Annotated in this window: 9 protein-coding genes; 2 read left to right on the top strand and 7 right to left on the bottom strand. The window is 55.3% G+C overall.

The features are described 5' to 3' along the window. The first annotated feature begins 385 nt into the window (after positions 1 to 385). Positions 386 to 4351, top strand: a complete 3966-nt coding sequence (locus PSTEL_RS25935) for an S-layer homology domain-containing protein (protein WP_052098111.1) — start codon at positions 386 to 388, stop codon at positions 4349 to 4351. Positions 4352 to 4552: 201 nt separating this feature from the next. Here PSTEL_RS25935 and PSTEL_RS01490 read toward each other — a convergent pair whose 3' ends face one another. The 4 genes from PSTEL_RS01490 to PSTEL_RS01475 form a co-directional block, all read right to left on the bottom strand. Then, positions 4553 to 7339 carry a glycoside hydrolase family 3 C-terminal domain-containing protein gene (locus PSTEL_RS01490; RefSeq protein WP_038693042.1) on the bottom strand — a complete coding sequence of 929 codons (2787 nt, stop codon included), beginning with the start codon at positions 7337 to 7339 and terminating at the stop codon, positions 4553 to 4555. A gap of 316 nt (positions 7340 to 7655) precedes the next feature. Next, complete coding sequence (locus PSTEL_RS01485; protein ID WP_038693041.1) at positions 7656 to 7847, bottom strand: hypothetical protein; 192 nt, start codon at positions 7845 to 7847, stop codon at positions 7656 to 7658. Between the two features lie 79 nt (positions 7848 to 7926). Continuing rightward, positions 7927 to 8502: an RBBP9/YdeN family alpha/beta hydrolase gene (locus tag PSTEL_RS01480; RefSeq protein WP_038693040.1), complete on the bottom strand. Its 576-nt coding sequence runs from the start codon at positions 8500 to 8502 to the stop codon at positions 7927 to 7929. Between the two features lie 26 nt (positions 8503 to 8528). Next, positions 8529 to 8738 carry a hypothetical protein gene (locus PSTEL_RS01475; RefSeq protein WP_169744521.1) on the bottom strand — a complete coding sequence of 70 codons (210 nt, stop codon included), beginning with the start codon at positions 8736 to 8738 and terminating at the stop codon, positions 8529 to 8531. A 331-nt stretch (positions 8739 to 9069) separates the two neighbouring features. On the opposite strand from PSTEL_RS01475, the gene PSTEL_RS01470 reads away from it, so the two are divergent. Further along, positions 9070 to 9699 carry a YfbR-like 5'-deoxynucleotidase gene (locus tag PSTEL_RS01470; RefSeq protein WP_038693038.1) on the top strand — a complete coding sequence of 210 codons (630 nt, stop codon included), beginning with the start codon at positions 9070 to 9072 and terminating at the stop codon, positions 9697 to 9699. Between the two features lie 196 nt (positions 9700 to 9895). On the opposite strand, the gene atzF is transcribed toward PSTEL_RS01470, so the two are convergent. The 3 genes from atzF to PSTEL_RS01455 are packed head-to-tail and all read right to left on the bottom strand — an operon-like array spanning position 9896 to position 16036. After that, positions 9896 to 11632: an allophanate hydrolase gene (atzF, locus tag PSTEL_RS01465; RefSeq protein WP_038693037.1), complete on the bottom strand. Its 1737-nt coding sequence runs from the start codon at positions 11630 to 11632 to the stop codon at positions 9896 to 9898. Next, positions 11629 to 15375: a 5-oxoprolinase/urea amidolyase family protein gene (locus PSTEL_RS01460; protein WP_038693036.1), complete on the bottom strand. Its 3747-nt coding sequence runs from the start codon at positions 15373 to 15375 to the stop codon at positions 11629 to 11631. The genes atzF and PSTEL_RS01460 overlap by 4 nt, the downstream gene beginning before the upstream one ends. Beyond that, positions 15368 to 16036, bottom strand: a complete 669-nt coding sequence (locus PSTEL_RS01455) for an urea amidolyase associated protein UAAP2 (protein WP_038693035.1) — start codon at positions 16034 to 16036, stop codon at positions 15368 to 15370. Before PSTEL_RS01455 ends, PSTEL_RS01460 begins: the two co-directional genes overlap by 8 nt.

Here is a 16036-nt window from a genome sequence, read left to right as displayed (position 1 = left end):
CTGGGAATCACCGTTAGACCATGCCCGAACATGGCATTTAATATGCATTTTGTAGCTCAACCTTCCCATCATTCGATGATGACGCATTTTTTTTGCATAAATATTTAATTCCTTTTTATTTCATTCATTCTATTGTTTTATTATTTTGAGAATATATAGAGCAAAATTCTTTACATAATATAAACAATCCATTCACACGTTGTTGACGAATCCGCACTAGTATTAAAATAGGCCTTTGAAATTTTATGTAAAATTCTGTATAAAGATTGAGTCAGAGAATCCTTTTTACAAAGTTTTCAGAGGGCTGGAGAAATGCCTTTGCCCGAATGGGCAAGAGCAGCATCAAAGGACTACATATCATTACAACTATGTGGGAGGTAGAGTTTTGTTTACAAAGCCAAGGTTTCACAAAGTATTTGCAATCGTTTTGATCAGCATGTTGTTGTTAGGTGTATTGACGCCGGGAGGACTTCAGAGAGTCCACGCTGCCGATGGCGGCGGAACCGTAACCAGCCCGGAGTTTAACGGAGATGGAACGGTTACCGTGAGCACCTATTCCCCCAAGAGCGAGATGTATATCAATGGTAATTTTACGAATTGGAGCACATTTAAGCCCATGTCCTTAACGGGCACTGTCTTGGTAGACGGCGTGCAACAGAACGTATTCTCCTACAACCTGAGTACTCAGGACTTCAATAATACAGGAGGAGTCGTTCAGTACAAATACATTCCGCAGGCTTCCTGGTCGGGAGATTATACTGACTTCTTGAATGCCAGCCCGAAGGTTAGCGGAAACTCTGCGGTCTATTTTTTGAAGCTTGCCCTTAATCAGAAGCAACTGCAACCGGGTCAAAGCACACCGGCTGAGGCATTTCGCTACTTGTCAGACGGAAATAAAGCCGATTTAACTGGTTCTGTAAATTGGACAAGCAGTGAGCCGGCTTTTGTTACAGTCTCGAATGGAACTGTCCTGGTTGCCCCTAACGCTCCACTGGGAACGGTGACCATTACCGGTGTTTATCAAGGGGTTAGCGCGACAGCTACCCTTGAAGTTGTTGAATCATTGCCTGTTCCGAAAGTAAAATCAGTAGCCGACCTGACGGATTTAAATGACCGGCTGATGATTGGTCAACCGACTCCGGAGATCACAGGTGAGGTTGAGGTCGAGGATATCACGAACGGTGCCGGCAAGGGGAATAACCTTATCGCCCAACTGGGATATCGTTTCGAAACAGATCCGGATTATACATGGGTAAATGCGGTTTATAAAGACGATGTTGGCAACAGTGACCGGTTCAGCGCACAGTTTACTCCTGATCGTGCAGGCAAGTGGTATTATGCCATGCGCTTTTCGTTGGACAACGGCTTAACATGGGATCAGAAAATATTGGGCTACAAGGTTAATAAGTTCTTTGACGAACAGACTATTGTCAAACCGTTCGACGTTATGCTGACTTGGACTCAAGACGCGAAAACTACCCAGACCATTACCTGGAAAACCGAGTCGAATGTTAGTGAAAGCTACGTCCAGTATGCCGAGAAGTCCAACGAAGGGTCTTTCCCTGGTGTGAACACCTCGGTGATGGCGGAAGGAAAAGGGTACAAAACGCAATATGTAAACGTTAGTGCAAGTGTGCATACCGCTACACTGGCGGGTCTGAAGCCGGGTACAGCTTATGTATACCGGGTTGGAACGGGTACGAATTGGAGCGATACCGCCACCTTTACAACAGAGGCTTCTATTGCCGCGCCATTTCAATTTCTGATCTTTGGTGATAGTCAAAGCGGAAGACAAGAAGAGTCGGATTATGCGAAATGGGGAGAAACGGTTAACGCGGCTTATCAAGCGAATCCAGAAGCCAAGTTTATTATTAATAACGGTGACCTGGTGGAAAAAGGAAGCTATGAGCATTGGCATAAATGGTTTGAAGGAGCAGAAGGTGTAATCGAGAACATTCCCGAGATGCCTGTCACGGGGAATCATGAATATTACTCCACCTATGGTGTGAATGAACAGGCGGATAATTTCAAGATGCAATTCAATCTCCCTCAGAACGGTCCAGATCGCTTGAAGGGCCTGGTCTATTCTTATGACTATGGCGATGTGCATATCTCCGTACTGAACTCGCAGAATACAGAAGCTAACACAGACCAGACCGAGAAAATGGGTGACATTCTTGCGGAACAAGCGGCTTGGCTGGACCAAGACTTGATGAGCACGGATAAGAAGTGGAAAATCGTATTCTATCATAAGGCATCCTACTACAGCAGAAGCAGTCGTGCAGCCGATGCGGAGAAAGTAAAATTGGCGTTCCAGCCGGTAATCGACAAATATCATGTGGATCTGGTATTCGGCGCCCATGACCATACCATTACAAGAACTTATCCGATTAACAATAATAACTTTGTTGACAATACGACCAAGGGTACCGTGTACTATATAACCGGTCGCTCGGGCAATAAAAACTACAGTGATCCGTTTAAACAGGTATGGGATGCGTATTACAAAAACGATACGGATGACACCAACTATCTTACGGTGAATGTGAACGGAGATAAGCTGACGGTTAAAGCAATTGAGAAGAATGGTAACGTGCTTGACGAGTACACCATTGATAAAACGTCCGGAACTCCAAGCGTAGAATTGCCAAATATTCCGATCGCAAAAGCAGAGAACTTGTCTGCACTGTCGAATGAACAAAATGCAGGTACTAAAACCGACGACATTACGGCAGAAGTGAATTCACAGAATGTGACGAATTATACGGGACGCGGAGTTCATATTCAAGCGCAATTAGGATACAAGCTCAGCGAAGACACTCAATATACTTGGGTGGACGCCGTTTACGCTCAGGACAATGGCAACAACGACGTCTACCGAGCTAATTTCGTTCCGGATAAAGCCGGTAATTGGGAATATGTAATGAGGTTCTCAGGAGATGGCGGCAACACCTGGACAAGTACAGAAGCCAAGACAGTCAAGGCAATCTCCAGCAATACCGGAGAGGAAGGTCCGGGACCGGCACTCTTGACCGGATTGTCGGTGGATCAAGGAACGATATCTCCGGCATTCTCTTCATCGGTATTCAACTATCGTGTTGATGTAGCGAATACCGTTTCCAGTCTCGGGATCTTCTTGAATACAGGAGACTCCAGTCCGGTTCTGTCGGTTACGGGTGCAACATATGCCTCGGTGACTGGCAGCGTGTACGAATATCACGCTGCGAATCTGGCTGTCGGTCCGAATCCAATCGAGATTAAGCTGTCGAATGAGAACGGCTCGACGAATTCCTATACGCTGATAGTGAACCGTGCCCAGAGCAGCAATGCAGATTTGAGCAGACTTACGCTGTCGAACGCCACAATTAGTCCAGTCTTCGGAGCCGGGATTACATCGTACAGCGCCAGCGTTGCGAACGGGGTCGCCAGCACCAGTGTAACGGCTACTGCATCTGACAGCAATGCGACGATTACAGTAAATAATACAGCGGTTGTAATCGGTCAGGCCAGCGAATCAATCGCCCTGAGCGTTGGAAGCAACGTGATTACGATTGCAGTAAAAGCGCAGGATGGCACAACGAAGAGCTACACGGTAACGGTGACCCGGGAAGCTGCACCTAGTTCGGTAAGCGGCGGACAACCAACCGCGACGGCTCCGACTACACCGACGACACCAACGACAGGCACAAAGCCGGAACCTGCCAAGATTAATCCCTTCCAGAGCAAGGTGATTAACGTGGAAGCTGTAATTCAAGCCATCAGGGAATCGATTGCCGCCACGAAGAATACGAGCATTTCGTTCAGCGATATCGCGCAGCATTGGAGCCGCAATGAAATTGTTCTGGCCGTGAAGCTGCGTATCATCAACGGTTACCAGAATGGAACGTTCCGCCCCGATGCTTCCGTAACAAGAGCAGAGTTCGCAGCTATGGTATGTCGTGCTTTCGGACTGGAAGCAGGCCAGGGTTCGGCGTCGTTCCGCGATACGACAACGAATTGGGCTTCCGACTACATCCGGACATTGGCTGAAAAGGGGATTATTAACGGTTATTCCGACGGAAGCTTTAGACCGAATGCAGCAATTTCCCGTGCAGAGATCGTTACGATCTTGGCCCGAGTTCTTGATCTTGGCCAACTGGCAACCGGTAATTCGGCTTCTTTCACCGATGTCGGCAACGATCATTGGGCTAAGAATGTCATTGGGGAAGCCTACAAGGCCCAATTGATTCAAGGGGTAACCCCCTCTGCATTCAAGCCTGATAACCAGGCCACACGCGCTGAAGCCATAACCGTCCTGCTGCGCGCATTAAAGAGCGACAGCTCCATTAAGGAACTTATTGAAGGAATGTAAAAAAAGCAACGCATAAACAAGGCTGCCTGAAGTCCTAACTTCAGGCAGCCTTGTTTTTAGGTTTGAGCCAGACTCATGAATGGCGAGCGAGAGATTGTCTTTAAAATGTACTGGTTCATGGCATTCGTAGTCGAACAAATGAGCAATTTCCACTTTAGTGATGATCGGAATACTTTTAGCAAACTTAAGCAAGCCATACCCCTACAACTGCTTGAACTCAATCCAGTCGATCACAAGACCCGGCTTCACGAAGTCCAGCTTCAGCTCATAGAGCCCCGCTTCGAGCTCCGCCTTCACCAGCTTCTGGCGGACCCAGCGGCCGTCCGTTCCGTTCGTCTGGATAGTCGTCATCAGCTGGCCGTTCAGCGTCACGTTGCAGGCACTCTGCGCCAGATTCGATTCCGGCGACATGAGCTGGACGAGGGTCCGGTACACGCCGGACTGCTCAACCTTCACAATAACCGGTCCCGCCGGGTCCGGCTTGATTTGGCTTCCATCCGCCAGAGACTCTGCCTGCTCAGCCGCAAGCGACGGATTCGCCTTAAACGCTTCGACCGTCTCCTCAATTACCTGCTCGCGCGAGAATACCGGCGCATGCATCAGGAACCGGCAGATGTTCATGGCGCTGCGCTGCAGCTCGCCCCGGGTCAAGGTTCCGTTCTCCAGGGACTCCAGTGTGTTATCCTCCATGGCGTTAATCTCTGCGCCATAGTTGCTGACGACCATATACAGATCGTTCTGCGCACGGACCATGAAATTGGTGAACCGGGCGTCCGCCGTACCGCCGGATTCCGCATCGTTCATCTTGGCCCACCAGTCCGTCATTACTATACCCTGGAAACCCCACTCTCCGCGAAGAATCGTCGTGTTGAGATCATAGTTCGATGCCGCCCAGTGTCCGTTCACCGGATTGTAGGAGGTCATGATCGAATTGGCTCCGGCCTGCTTCACGGCGATTTCGAAGCCCTTGAGATAAATCTCCCGCACGGCGCGCTCGGATACGACGGCATCCACCTGGCTGCGGTATTTCTCCTGATTGTTGCAGGCAAAATGCTTCAATGTCGCGTTCGATCCGCCCTTCATAATTCCGCGGGTACAGACGGCCGCGAACACGCCGGTAACCAGCGGGTCCTCGGAGAAATACTCGAAGTTCCGTCCGTTCAGCGGACTGCGGCGGATATTCAGCCCCGGTCCAAGCAGTGTGTCAATCTCATTCCGGAGCAGCTCCCGGCCTTCCATAACGTACAGCTCCTCGACCAGCTCCGGGTTCCATGTTGCGGCCAGCAGCGTGCCGATTGCCACCTGGGTCGCCTTCTCTCCGCTGTCCATCCGGATGCCGGACGGGCCATCCGCCGTACATCCCACCGGGATGCCGAAGCCGAACAGCGAATCGCTCACTCCGCCAAAGGCCGATGCCGTACCCGATGTCACCAGCGGGCTGCTCATGCCTTCGCCGCGGACAATCGCGGCCAGATCCTGGTCGCTGAGCTGGGCGATGAAGTCCTCCATGCTAATCTTGCCCTCATGCACATCTTTGAGCTTGTATCCTTTGTCTCCGGTCTGCTCCAGCGTCACCGGCAGCTTGCTCTGAATGCGCTCAGCTAATGAGATTTTCTGCTTCGGCGCTTCCGTGAAGATCAGCTCGTACGTGCCGTCCTCCCGCCGCGCTCCCGGCTTCATCCGGGTGAAGCTCGCGGTCGGAGCCAGCGCCTCTTCCAGCTGCTCGACTACGGTGGTATCCGCCACCGTATATCCGCTTTGACCTTCAACGCCGAGGCTGATAAGGCTGCGGACATTGCTGCCTGCGAACAGGTTATACGTTCCAGCCTCCAGCACATAGGCGGAAGGGAAGCCCGTAACGCCTTCGTCATCGTAGGATGCCATAATGTGAACGGGGAAGCTGATAGTCAAGGTCTGCGACTCGCCCGGCTGAAGCACCCGTGTTTTGCCGAATGCCGCCAATGCCTTGGCTGGCTTGCCCAGCTTGCCCTGAGGCGCTTCGTAATACACCTGAACCGACTCTTTGCCTGCAAATTCACTGCCTGTGTTGGTAACGGCTACAACGAGTTCAATGATCTCTTGTCCGTCACGATTCGCCAGCCCAGCCTCTTCCGCCTTCAGTTCAAAGGTTGTGTACGACAGGCCGTAGCCGAACGGATACTGCACCTTCTCCGGGCAAAAGGTTTCAAAATACCGGTAGCCTACATAAATGTCTTCTTGATATACGTTCGTAAATTCATCCCCGTAATTGCGGGTCGACGGGTAGTCGTCCAGCGAGTAGGCGATCGTATCGGTCAGCTTGCCGCTCGGGGCTACCTCTCCGGCCAGCACGTCGGCAATCGCATTGCCGCCTTCCATACCGCCATGCCAGGCATAGATTACGCTTGCAATCGGGTGGATATAGTCCGCGTCATTCAGCCAGCTCATATCGATAATATTCGACACATTCAGCACGACAATCGTCCGCTCGAAGTGGGCCGTTACCTGCTTCAGCATGTCCTTCTCATCATCGGTCAGCCGGTAGCTTCCCTGCTCATTGGCATTGTCCTGATCCTCGCCCGCCGTACGGCCGATCACCACGATAGCTTTATCCGACTTCCCCCTGGCTTCAGACACCAGCTCGCTTGTCAAAGGCATTTCCTTCTGATGCCAAGGCTCTGCGGCCCAACCGCCTCCCCCGTTATCGAACGGGTTGGCCTCGATCCATTTCTCATACACAGCCGCCAAATCTTCATTAACCGTGATATTCTTCTTGGCGCGCAGGCCGTCCAGCAGATTGGTTGTATACGCCACATTGACGCTACCGCCCGATCCGGTGCCGCTCCGATAATAGTTTACCTGTGTTCTTCCAAAAATCGAAACGCTTTCGCTCTTCCGGATCGGTAGAGCGCCCGCATCATTCTTCAACAGTACGGCTCCTTCTGCGGCCACAGTCCGGCTGAATTCTGCAAACCCTTCCAAAGGTACTCCCAATTTCCTTGTATTCAAGGCTTTCTCCCCTTAACTGTAGTTGTTCAACATCTTACTACAAAGCTTTTCACATTCATAGGGAAGGAATCAGTTGAAAAATCTTAGAAAAAACCGAATTCGCATCCCTGTAAGGAGTGCATCGGCGCATGATTTACATTTCCAGGTAAAAACAAACGAACGGCTCGAGCATCGGGCGGAGGTATCGCAGACCACCCGTCATTGAATGCTGACAGCATCCAATCCCCTCAAGCCAAAAAACCTCCGACTGCTTCCAGCCAGAGGTCTGACGACACGCTCAACAGAAAAGCGCTCAGCTGAATCCGTGACGGCAGCCTTACCTCTTCCTACCGCGTTTGTTGAACCGGTTGTACATCACAAGGGCGGCGATGATCATGCCGATCATGCCGATATTGCTGGCAGCATCAGACGCCACACCGAACATGAGGCACAGATTGGTCACCAGCATATTTGTAAGCAGGGCGACGATGATCAACATTAAGGGGCGTACGATATTATATCCTCTCATCCGCACTCTCCTGACTCTTTTTTATAATCATATCGGGACTAGAGAGCCATTTCAACTCCGGGAGAATTGCCCCACTGAGCTACCCTTGTTCCCACAAGGGGAAATGCCCGTTGAGGCATAGCTCCAGCATATCCGGCCAAGGCCCATATCCGGAGGCCACGTTCAGATGGCCCACTCCCGGCAGCAGCACAGACGGCAGATGGAGACGCTGGTAAGGAATATGATCTTCCATCCGGCAGTAAGGGTCATCGGTCGACAGGACGACCACGCCGGTATTGGCGCTTTTTCCCACCATATCCAAGGAATCAGGCACCGGGAAAAAGCTGGCCACTTCCTCCAGCCGGGTATGTATGGAAGGCGGACAGACGAGAATCAGCCGGTTCGCCAGCTTGACTTTGGCCGCTATGGCATAGTGAATCCACAGAATGCAGCCCAGACTATGGGCGACTACAGTCAATTCCTCCTCTTCCGGAACCGTCTCCAGCACTTCTGCCAGCCGGCGCAGCCACTCCTCCTTAATCGGATGGTCGTAGTTCGGGAAATCGGGGTAATAGACCTTCTCCCCCCGGGCAATCAACTCTTCATACAGCCACGACTGCCAATGCTCCGGGCCACTGCCGCCCAGTCCATACAAAATCAGATAGCTTCGGCTCATGCCGCATCCCACCATTCTTTTTCAAGTTAAATATCATAGAAGCCAAAGGTTCTCTCGAAATAATCACCCAGCGCTTCGCTCAGCATATCCTCCCAGCTCTCAAACCCGGCACCCTGGGCGATGAAGCGGTCCAGCCTCTCCTTATCCAGCCGCACAATCTCCTCCAGCTCTCCGATCTCGAATCCCCCTGAAGCCAAAAAATCAGCCAAACTCTTGTACGCCGTATGTTTTTGCATGAATTTTCCGTCAAACAGAATCTTCCAGCTTACCTGTCCATCCCGTTTATCCAACCTGAAGCACACCCTCTCTCCCGCTCCATATGTCCGTACAGACGCTTCACCTCTATATTCCTCCGCCAAAAGCGCCTATGCGCCTAAATACGAACCGGTGGCTAACCTGTTGAATCCGTATAACCAAAACGGGAAAATATAGAATATCGGCATATTCACATTCGCGGTCTGCCCGGGCCGGAAGGAAGCGCCGTTTAAACTCCGTTAATTCTGCGTTGACATAAATAAAGTATAGTCGGCTCATACCCTAATTCCAACACAAAGGATGCGTGCACATATGGGAATTCACGCCTACTTTCGATCTTTGAACGATCTTGAACGTATCATCCGCGCCCCCGGCAAGTTTAAATTCGAGGAGCATAGCGTATCCGCCCATTCCTGGAAAGTGGTGCAGTACGCCAAGACGCTCGCCGATATCGAAGAGCTGCACGGGACGGCGATTGATTGGAAGAAGCTCTATGAGATTACGAGCAGCCATGATTACGGCGAAATTTTTATCGGGGACATCAAGACGCCGGTCAAGCATTATTCCCTTGAGCTTCGCTCGATGCTCCAGCAGGTGGAGGAGGGCATGGTCCGGCATTTCATCGACGAGAATATTCCGGAGGAATTTCAGGCGATTTTCCGCAGGCAGCTCCGGGAAGGGAAGGACGACTCCGTGGAAGGGCTGATTCTGGAGGTGGCCGACAAGCTGGATCAGGTCTACGAGGCTTTTGCGGAAATGCAGCGGGGCAATATGGAAAAAGAATTCATCACCATGTACCGCGGCGCCCTGGTCAAAATCAAAAATATCGATCTGGAATGCGTCCGCTATTTCCTGAACCGGATTCTTCCGGACATTATTGAGGAAAGCAAAGCTTCCCCCATCGATATCAAGCGCATCACCGAAGAAGCGCTGGCGCTGTAGAATGCTGGCGGGCGATATGCGCCGTTTCACATCCCCCGCCTTGTCCGGGAGTCCGGCTATTAAAAATGACCTCATCCTCCACTTCTGTGTGGATTTTGAGGTCATTTTTCGGTTCCCGTCCAGCGCCGAACACTATTGAGACAGCCGTGGTGGTACTTCAGCTTACGCGCAGGCTGCCAGATTCCGGAGGATTCCGCTAAATGTTAAGCTCCATCGCCTTTCTCCAGCCGCCGAACGATGTCAGCTCATAAGCTCCCTCCACCGCATAGGCTTCGCACATGAAGCCGGAGACGGTCCGACCGTCTTGCAGCTCAATTTGGCCGATGCCGAGCGGCGACGGGATGGATGCCGTGAACAGCCCGAAGGAAGTCGCCGGCATATCCCACAGCTCAACGGCAATGGACGCCCCTCCTGACGGGACCCGGACCAGCCCCGGCTTGGCCGGCTCGGTAGGCAGCTTATACAGCCGATAATTCTCCGAGGTCGCGGTCTCCTCCACGAACACCGCACCATAACCGGTCATCTGCGGTTCCAGTCCCATGCCGCGCATATGCAGCCCACAGACGGCTACCCGGATGGTATCCTGCTGCCGCATGAAGTGCCGGGAGGCCGGAATGAGATTTCCTTCTTCCTCCGGAACCGTGAAGAGCGTAATGCCAAACGGCAGCTTCGGCCCGGCCATTCCGGCGGGAATGGCGATGGCGCTTAAATCGAGCAGATTGCAGTGGTTAGTGTAGAGACCCATTTGGCTGTTGGTCGCAATGGGATCGGCTGCTGCCTGCTCCCTTGTCCATGTGCCGCCGCAGGTCGGCAGCACAAGCACCGCCCGCCGGAGCCACTGGCGGGTGAGCGCCTTGATCTCGGCCAGCCGATGCTGGGCCTTGAAGAGGGCGCTTGCCGTGAACTCCGCTCTCGCCCCCGAGCACAGAATCGTCTCCGTCACCGGCAGAGCCGCACCTGGATGCTCTTCAATGAAGGCATCCAGATCGCTCCACCGCTCGGCGACGAGCGGACCTTCGTACAGCAGGGCTGCCGCTTCCTGCAGCAGACCGGCGTCCACCTGCTTCACCGTTACGCCTGACCGGAGTATCCGCTGCTTCGCCCGCTCCCACGCAGCTTCATATTCCGCTGCGAAAGGGCCGTAGAACTGCAGCGGATCTGCGGGGAGCAGCCATACGGAAGGCTGCTCCGGGAAGTTCAGCGGGCGGGCGGCGGAATACGGATCGCCCGCCAGCGGTCCGCGGACGGCCTTGTCAACGGCCGCCGCATCCTCTGCGGACCGGGCGAACACGGTCACGCAGTCAATGCTCCGGCAGGCGGGAATGACGCCCGCCGACGGCCAGGCCGAGACGGCCGGCTTGTAGCCGACGAGGCCGTTCAGGGCCGCGGGTACGCGGCCGGAGCCGGCGGTATCGGTGCCGAGCGAGAAAGCGGCCTGTCCGCGGGCCACCGCAACGGCTGAGCCGGAGCTGGAGCCGCCGCTGATCAGTTCGGGGCGCAGCGCATTATGCGTGTCGCCGTAAGGGCTGCGGGTGCCGACCAGGCCGGTGGCGAACTGGTCGAGGTTCGCTTTGCCCACGGGCACCGCGCCTGCCGCGATCAGCCGTTCCACAACCGCCGCATGACGGTCCGGCACGTATTCGAAATCCGGGCAGGCCGCCGTAACCGGCCAGCCCGCCACTTCAATATTGTCCTTCACCGCGAACGGGATGCCCCACAGCGGATAATCGGCGGGATTCATCGCCTTCAGCCGCTCCAGATAAGGCGCGATGCGCTCCAGGGAAGGCTCCAGGATCCAGATCTTCATGTCCCGGTCCCGTGCCGCACGGCCCGTTACCGCCGCAATCACCTCTTCCGGCGTAAAGCTGCCGGACAGATAGCCCTTACGGAGTGATTCAAGAGTAAGTTCAAAGGGAATGGCCTGTATGCTCATGATGCAGTCGCCTCCTGTTCCAGCTCCAGTGGATAAATCGCCGCAATGCAGTCTCCCGCACATACCTGATCGCCGGATTCGACGAAGACGGATGCGATAACGCCGTCGAACGGAGCGAACTGCGAGAACTCCATTTTCATACTTTCTTCTATTATAATGGTGTCGCCTTTCAGTACCTTCTGGCCCGGCTTCACCAGCACCTTCCAGACGCTGCCCGACATCGAGCTGTTCACGCCCTGGCTGCCGCCAGGGAGCGCCTCCTGCTCGTGGGAAGCGGAGCCTTCCGGCTCGGATACATGCTCGGCGATGCCGAGCCGCTTCCATAGATCGCGCTCTTCCTGGAACGATGCCTGCTGCAGCTTCCGGAACGCGGCCGATTCTTCCTGAATCTCTTCGAGCCAGCTTAAGTATTGACCCAGGTTAAACGTAGTCTCTTCAACTTCAACCGTGAACTCTCCCCGGGGGAACTCGTCTCTCATCCGAAGCAGCTCCTCCTCGGAGACCGGATAGAAGCGAATCTGATCGAAGAAGCGGAGCAGCCAGGGCTTGCCTTCCACAAAGTTCGCCGTCTGGCGGAACTTGTTCCACATCTGCACCGTGCGGCCTACGAACTGATAGCCGCCGGGGCCTTCCATGCCGTAGACGCAGAGATAAGCACCGCCGATGCCGACGGCGTTCTCCGGCGTCCACGTACGCGCCGGATTGTACTTCGTCGTCACGAGCCGGTGTCGCGGATCAAGCGGCACGGCGACTGGTGCGCCGAGATACACATCGCCCAGCCCCATCACAAGATAGGAAGCGTTGAATACAACCTCGGCGACTTCCTCCAGCGAGCCCAGACCGTTCATCCGGCGGATGAACTCCAGATTGCTCGGACACCATGGGGCATCCGGGCGTACATTTTGCTGATAACGCTCAATGGCCAGCCGGGTTGCCGGGTCGTCCCACGACAGCGGCAGCTTCACAATCCGCGACGGAACTTCGATGGAATCGAGGGACGGCAGCGCAAGGTCGATCTCCATGACCTTCGCGGCAGCTTCCTTGACCGTGATCCGGGAGGCATCCAGATGAATCTGCAAAGAGCGGATACCCGGCGTCATTTCAATATAAGGAATGCTGCCGCTGTCCTTCACGGCCTGCATCAGCACATACACCTGGAACCGGTACAGGAGATCAAGCTCCCGATCTCCGTATTCCACCAGGATGTTCTCGTCGCCGGAGCAGCGAACCGCGATCTTGAAGCGGCGGCCTTCTTCTTCGTAAGCGATGAGCGGCATGTAATCGCCGCGCGAAACCTCAGGCAGCTCCGGCAGCTTCGGCATTTCAGTCATTTCAGTCATTTCAGTCATTTCAGTCATTTCAGACAGTTCCGTCGGTCCCGTCAACCTCGGCAACTCCGGCAACTCCGGCAGTTCCGGCATCTTCGACGGCCCCGGCAGCTCCGCTTTTTCCCCAAGCCGCTGGAGATACAGCTCTTGCGCCGCCCGCAGCTCCTCGGCTTCCTCAACGGTAATCAGCTTGAAGCTGACTTTGTCGCCCGGACGAAGCTGGCCGATCTTCCACAGCTCGGCGGTAGCCGTCGTTACGGGGCAGACGAACCCGCCGAGGCTCGGGCCGTCCGGTCCGAGCAGGATCGGCATGTCACCCGTCAGATCCAGCGCGCCGACTGCGTAGGCGTTGTCGTGAATGTTCGACGGGTGAAGTCCGGCGTCTCCGCCATCCTCACGCGCCCAGAGCGGCGCAGGCCCAATCAGGCGGACGCCGGTGCGGGAGCTGTTGAAGTGAACCTCCCACACGGTGGAGGTAAGCTGGTCCAGATAGGCGGGCAGCACATATTCCGCCGTACAATGCGGACCCGGGATGACGCCGATGGTCCATTCGTTCGCCGTCTTCGGGATGGAGGCGGCATCCAGCGCGGGCAGCGGCTTCGTTGCTCCCTGGTGGACGCGCAGTACGGCTCCCGGCCGCAGCGCGCCGCCCATATGCCCGCCGAAGCCTCCGAGCGTGAAGGTCGAAGCGCTGCCCAGCGTCAGCGGCATATCGAGCCCGCCTGCGACCAGCAGGTAGGAACGCATACCCGCCGCAGCTTCAGCAAGCGTCAGCACGGAGCCAGCCTTCGCCTGCACCGGGGTATACAGCGGTACGGACACCCCGTCCAGCTCCGCGTTCATATCCGCTCCCGTCAGACAGAAGAGTATGTCATCCCGAAAGCGGTACGAGCCGCCGCGAAGCGTCATCTCAAGTCCCGACGCCGATTCTTCGTTGCCCAGAAGCCTGTTGCCGATGCGGAACGCCAGCCGATCCATCGGACCCGAAGGCGGAACACCGATATCCCAGTAGCCGATCCGTCCCGGAACATCCTGAACCGTTGTCTGTACACCGCCGTCCAGCACCTCGATTGCATGCTCTGCCGGAAGGAAGCCGTTCAGCATGTTTGTATAGACGAGCCCTTCCTTGAAAGCCTCCGTCTGCAAAAAAGCTTCTATATAAGACTGGTTCGTCGTCACCCCGTATACGCGCAGCGTCTGCAGTGCGTTCACCATTTTGGCGATGGCTTCCCGGCGCGTACCGGCATGCACGATAATCATCGCCAGCATCGGATCGTAGAGGGTCGTGACCTCCAGACCTTGCCGAATCCACGTCTCGATTCTCGCTTGCTCCGGCCAGATGACGGCATCGATACGGCCGTCGCCCGGACGGAAGTTATTGGCGCAGTCCTCTGCGTACAGGCGCACTTGCAAGCTGTGGCCTTGAGGCTCGCTGACCCTCTCCTCCAGTCCTTTGAGCGTACCGGCAGCCTCCAGAATCATCCACTCGACCAGGTCGATGCCGAGCACTTCCTCCGTTACGCCGTGCTCGACTTGAAGTCTCGTGTTCACTTCAAGGAAGTAATAACGCCGGGCATCCGGATCATAGAGAAACTCCACCGTTCCCGCACTGCGGTAACCAGCTTCCTTCGCGAGCCTGCGCGCACTGTCATGCATATCGCGGCGGACCGCCTCCGGCAGCAGCGGCGCCGGCGTCTCTTCAATAATCTTCTGGTTCCGCCGCTGCACCGAGCAGTCCCGCTCGCCAAGTGCAACAGCTTCCCCTTCACCGTTCCCGAAAATCTGCACCTCGACATGGCGGGCGCGGGCGATGTATTTCTCCAAAAACACCCCGCCGTCGTTGAAGTTGGCTGCCGCAAGCCGGGTTACCGAGTCGAACGCATCCCGAAGCGCCGCTTCATCCTGACAAATGCGCATCCCGATTCCGCCGCCTCCTGCGGTACTCTTCAGCATTACGGGATACCCGATCCCGTTCGCACGGTCAGCCGCTTCAGCCGCGTCTGTGATCAGCCCCGTTCCGGGCAGCATCGGCACTCCCGCCTGCTGCGCCATGGAGCGGGCCGTATGCTTCAGCCCGAACAGCTCCATATGCTCCGGCGACGGGCCGATGAAGGTGATGCCATGCTCCGCGCAGGCCTTCGCGAAAGCCGCATTTTCGCTCAGGAAGCCGTAACCCGGATGAACCGCATCCGCGCCCGTCTCCACCGCTGTACGAAGAATCAGCTCCGCATTCACGTAGCTCTCTTTGGCAGGGCCGTCACCGATCAGCACCGCCTCATCGGCTTGCTCCACATGCAGGCTGTCTCTGTCTGCCTTCGTATACACGGCAACCGATGCAATACCCATAGCGCGAAGCGTGCGGATAATCCGGACGGCGATCGTTCCCCGGTTGGCGATCAGTACTTTTTTAAACATGGCTGCCGCCTCCTTCAACATCCCAGATCAGCACCTGCGCCGGCGTCGGGTTGTAAGCATTGCATGGATTGTTAAGCTGCGGGCAGTTGCTGATCAGCACGGTGACCGGCGCGAGCGCCGTCAGCTCCACATAGCGTCCCGGACCCGACACGCCATCGGCGAAGACCAGCTCTCCTTCCGGTGTTACCGGCACATTCATGAAGAAATTCACGTTCGGCGCCAGATCGCGCTTGGTGAACTCGCTGCGTCCCGACAGCATCAGCATGAAGGTATCCCGGCAGTTGTGCATCGGCAGTGTATCATGCGAGTAGCGCACCGTGTTGCTCTGCGCGGAGCATGCGCCCCCGATCGTATCATGACGCCCGCATGTATCGGCTGTTATCTTCAGCAGCTCCCGTCCCGACTCGGCGACAAGCACCGATCCGGTCGTCAGGTACAAATTATGCTGGCGGGTAATGGTCCGGACGGCGCTGTAATGGTCGCTCGGATCTTCCGTCGAATAGAACAGCGTATCTACGGCCTGATTGCCTTCCACATCGATGATGCGCAGCACCTGGCCCGGGAGCAGGTCATGAATCCATCCTTCTCCGGCCGGGATGATTCGGTCATAGACCGCCTCGGCTGCCGTCTTCTCGCTCACTACCGGTTGAAATGTACTCAT

This window comes from Paenibacillus stellifer (assembly GCF_000758685.1).
Taxonomy (GTDB): domain Bacteria; phylum Bacillota; class Bacilli; order Paenibacillales; family Paenibacillaceae; genus Paenibacillus_AQ; species Paenibacillus_AQ stellifer.
The sequence above is the reverse complement of the archived record's forward strand: the minus strand, read 5'-3'. Positions and strand labels throughout refer to the sequence as shown.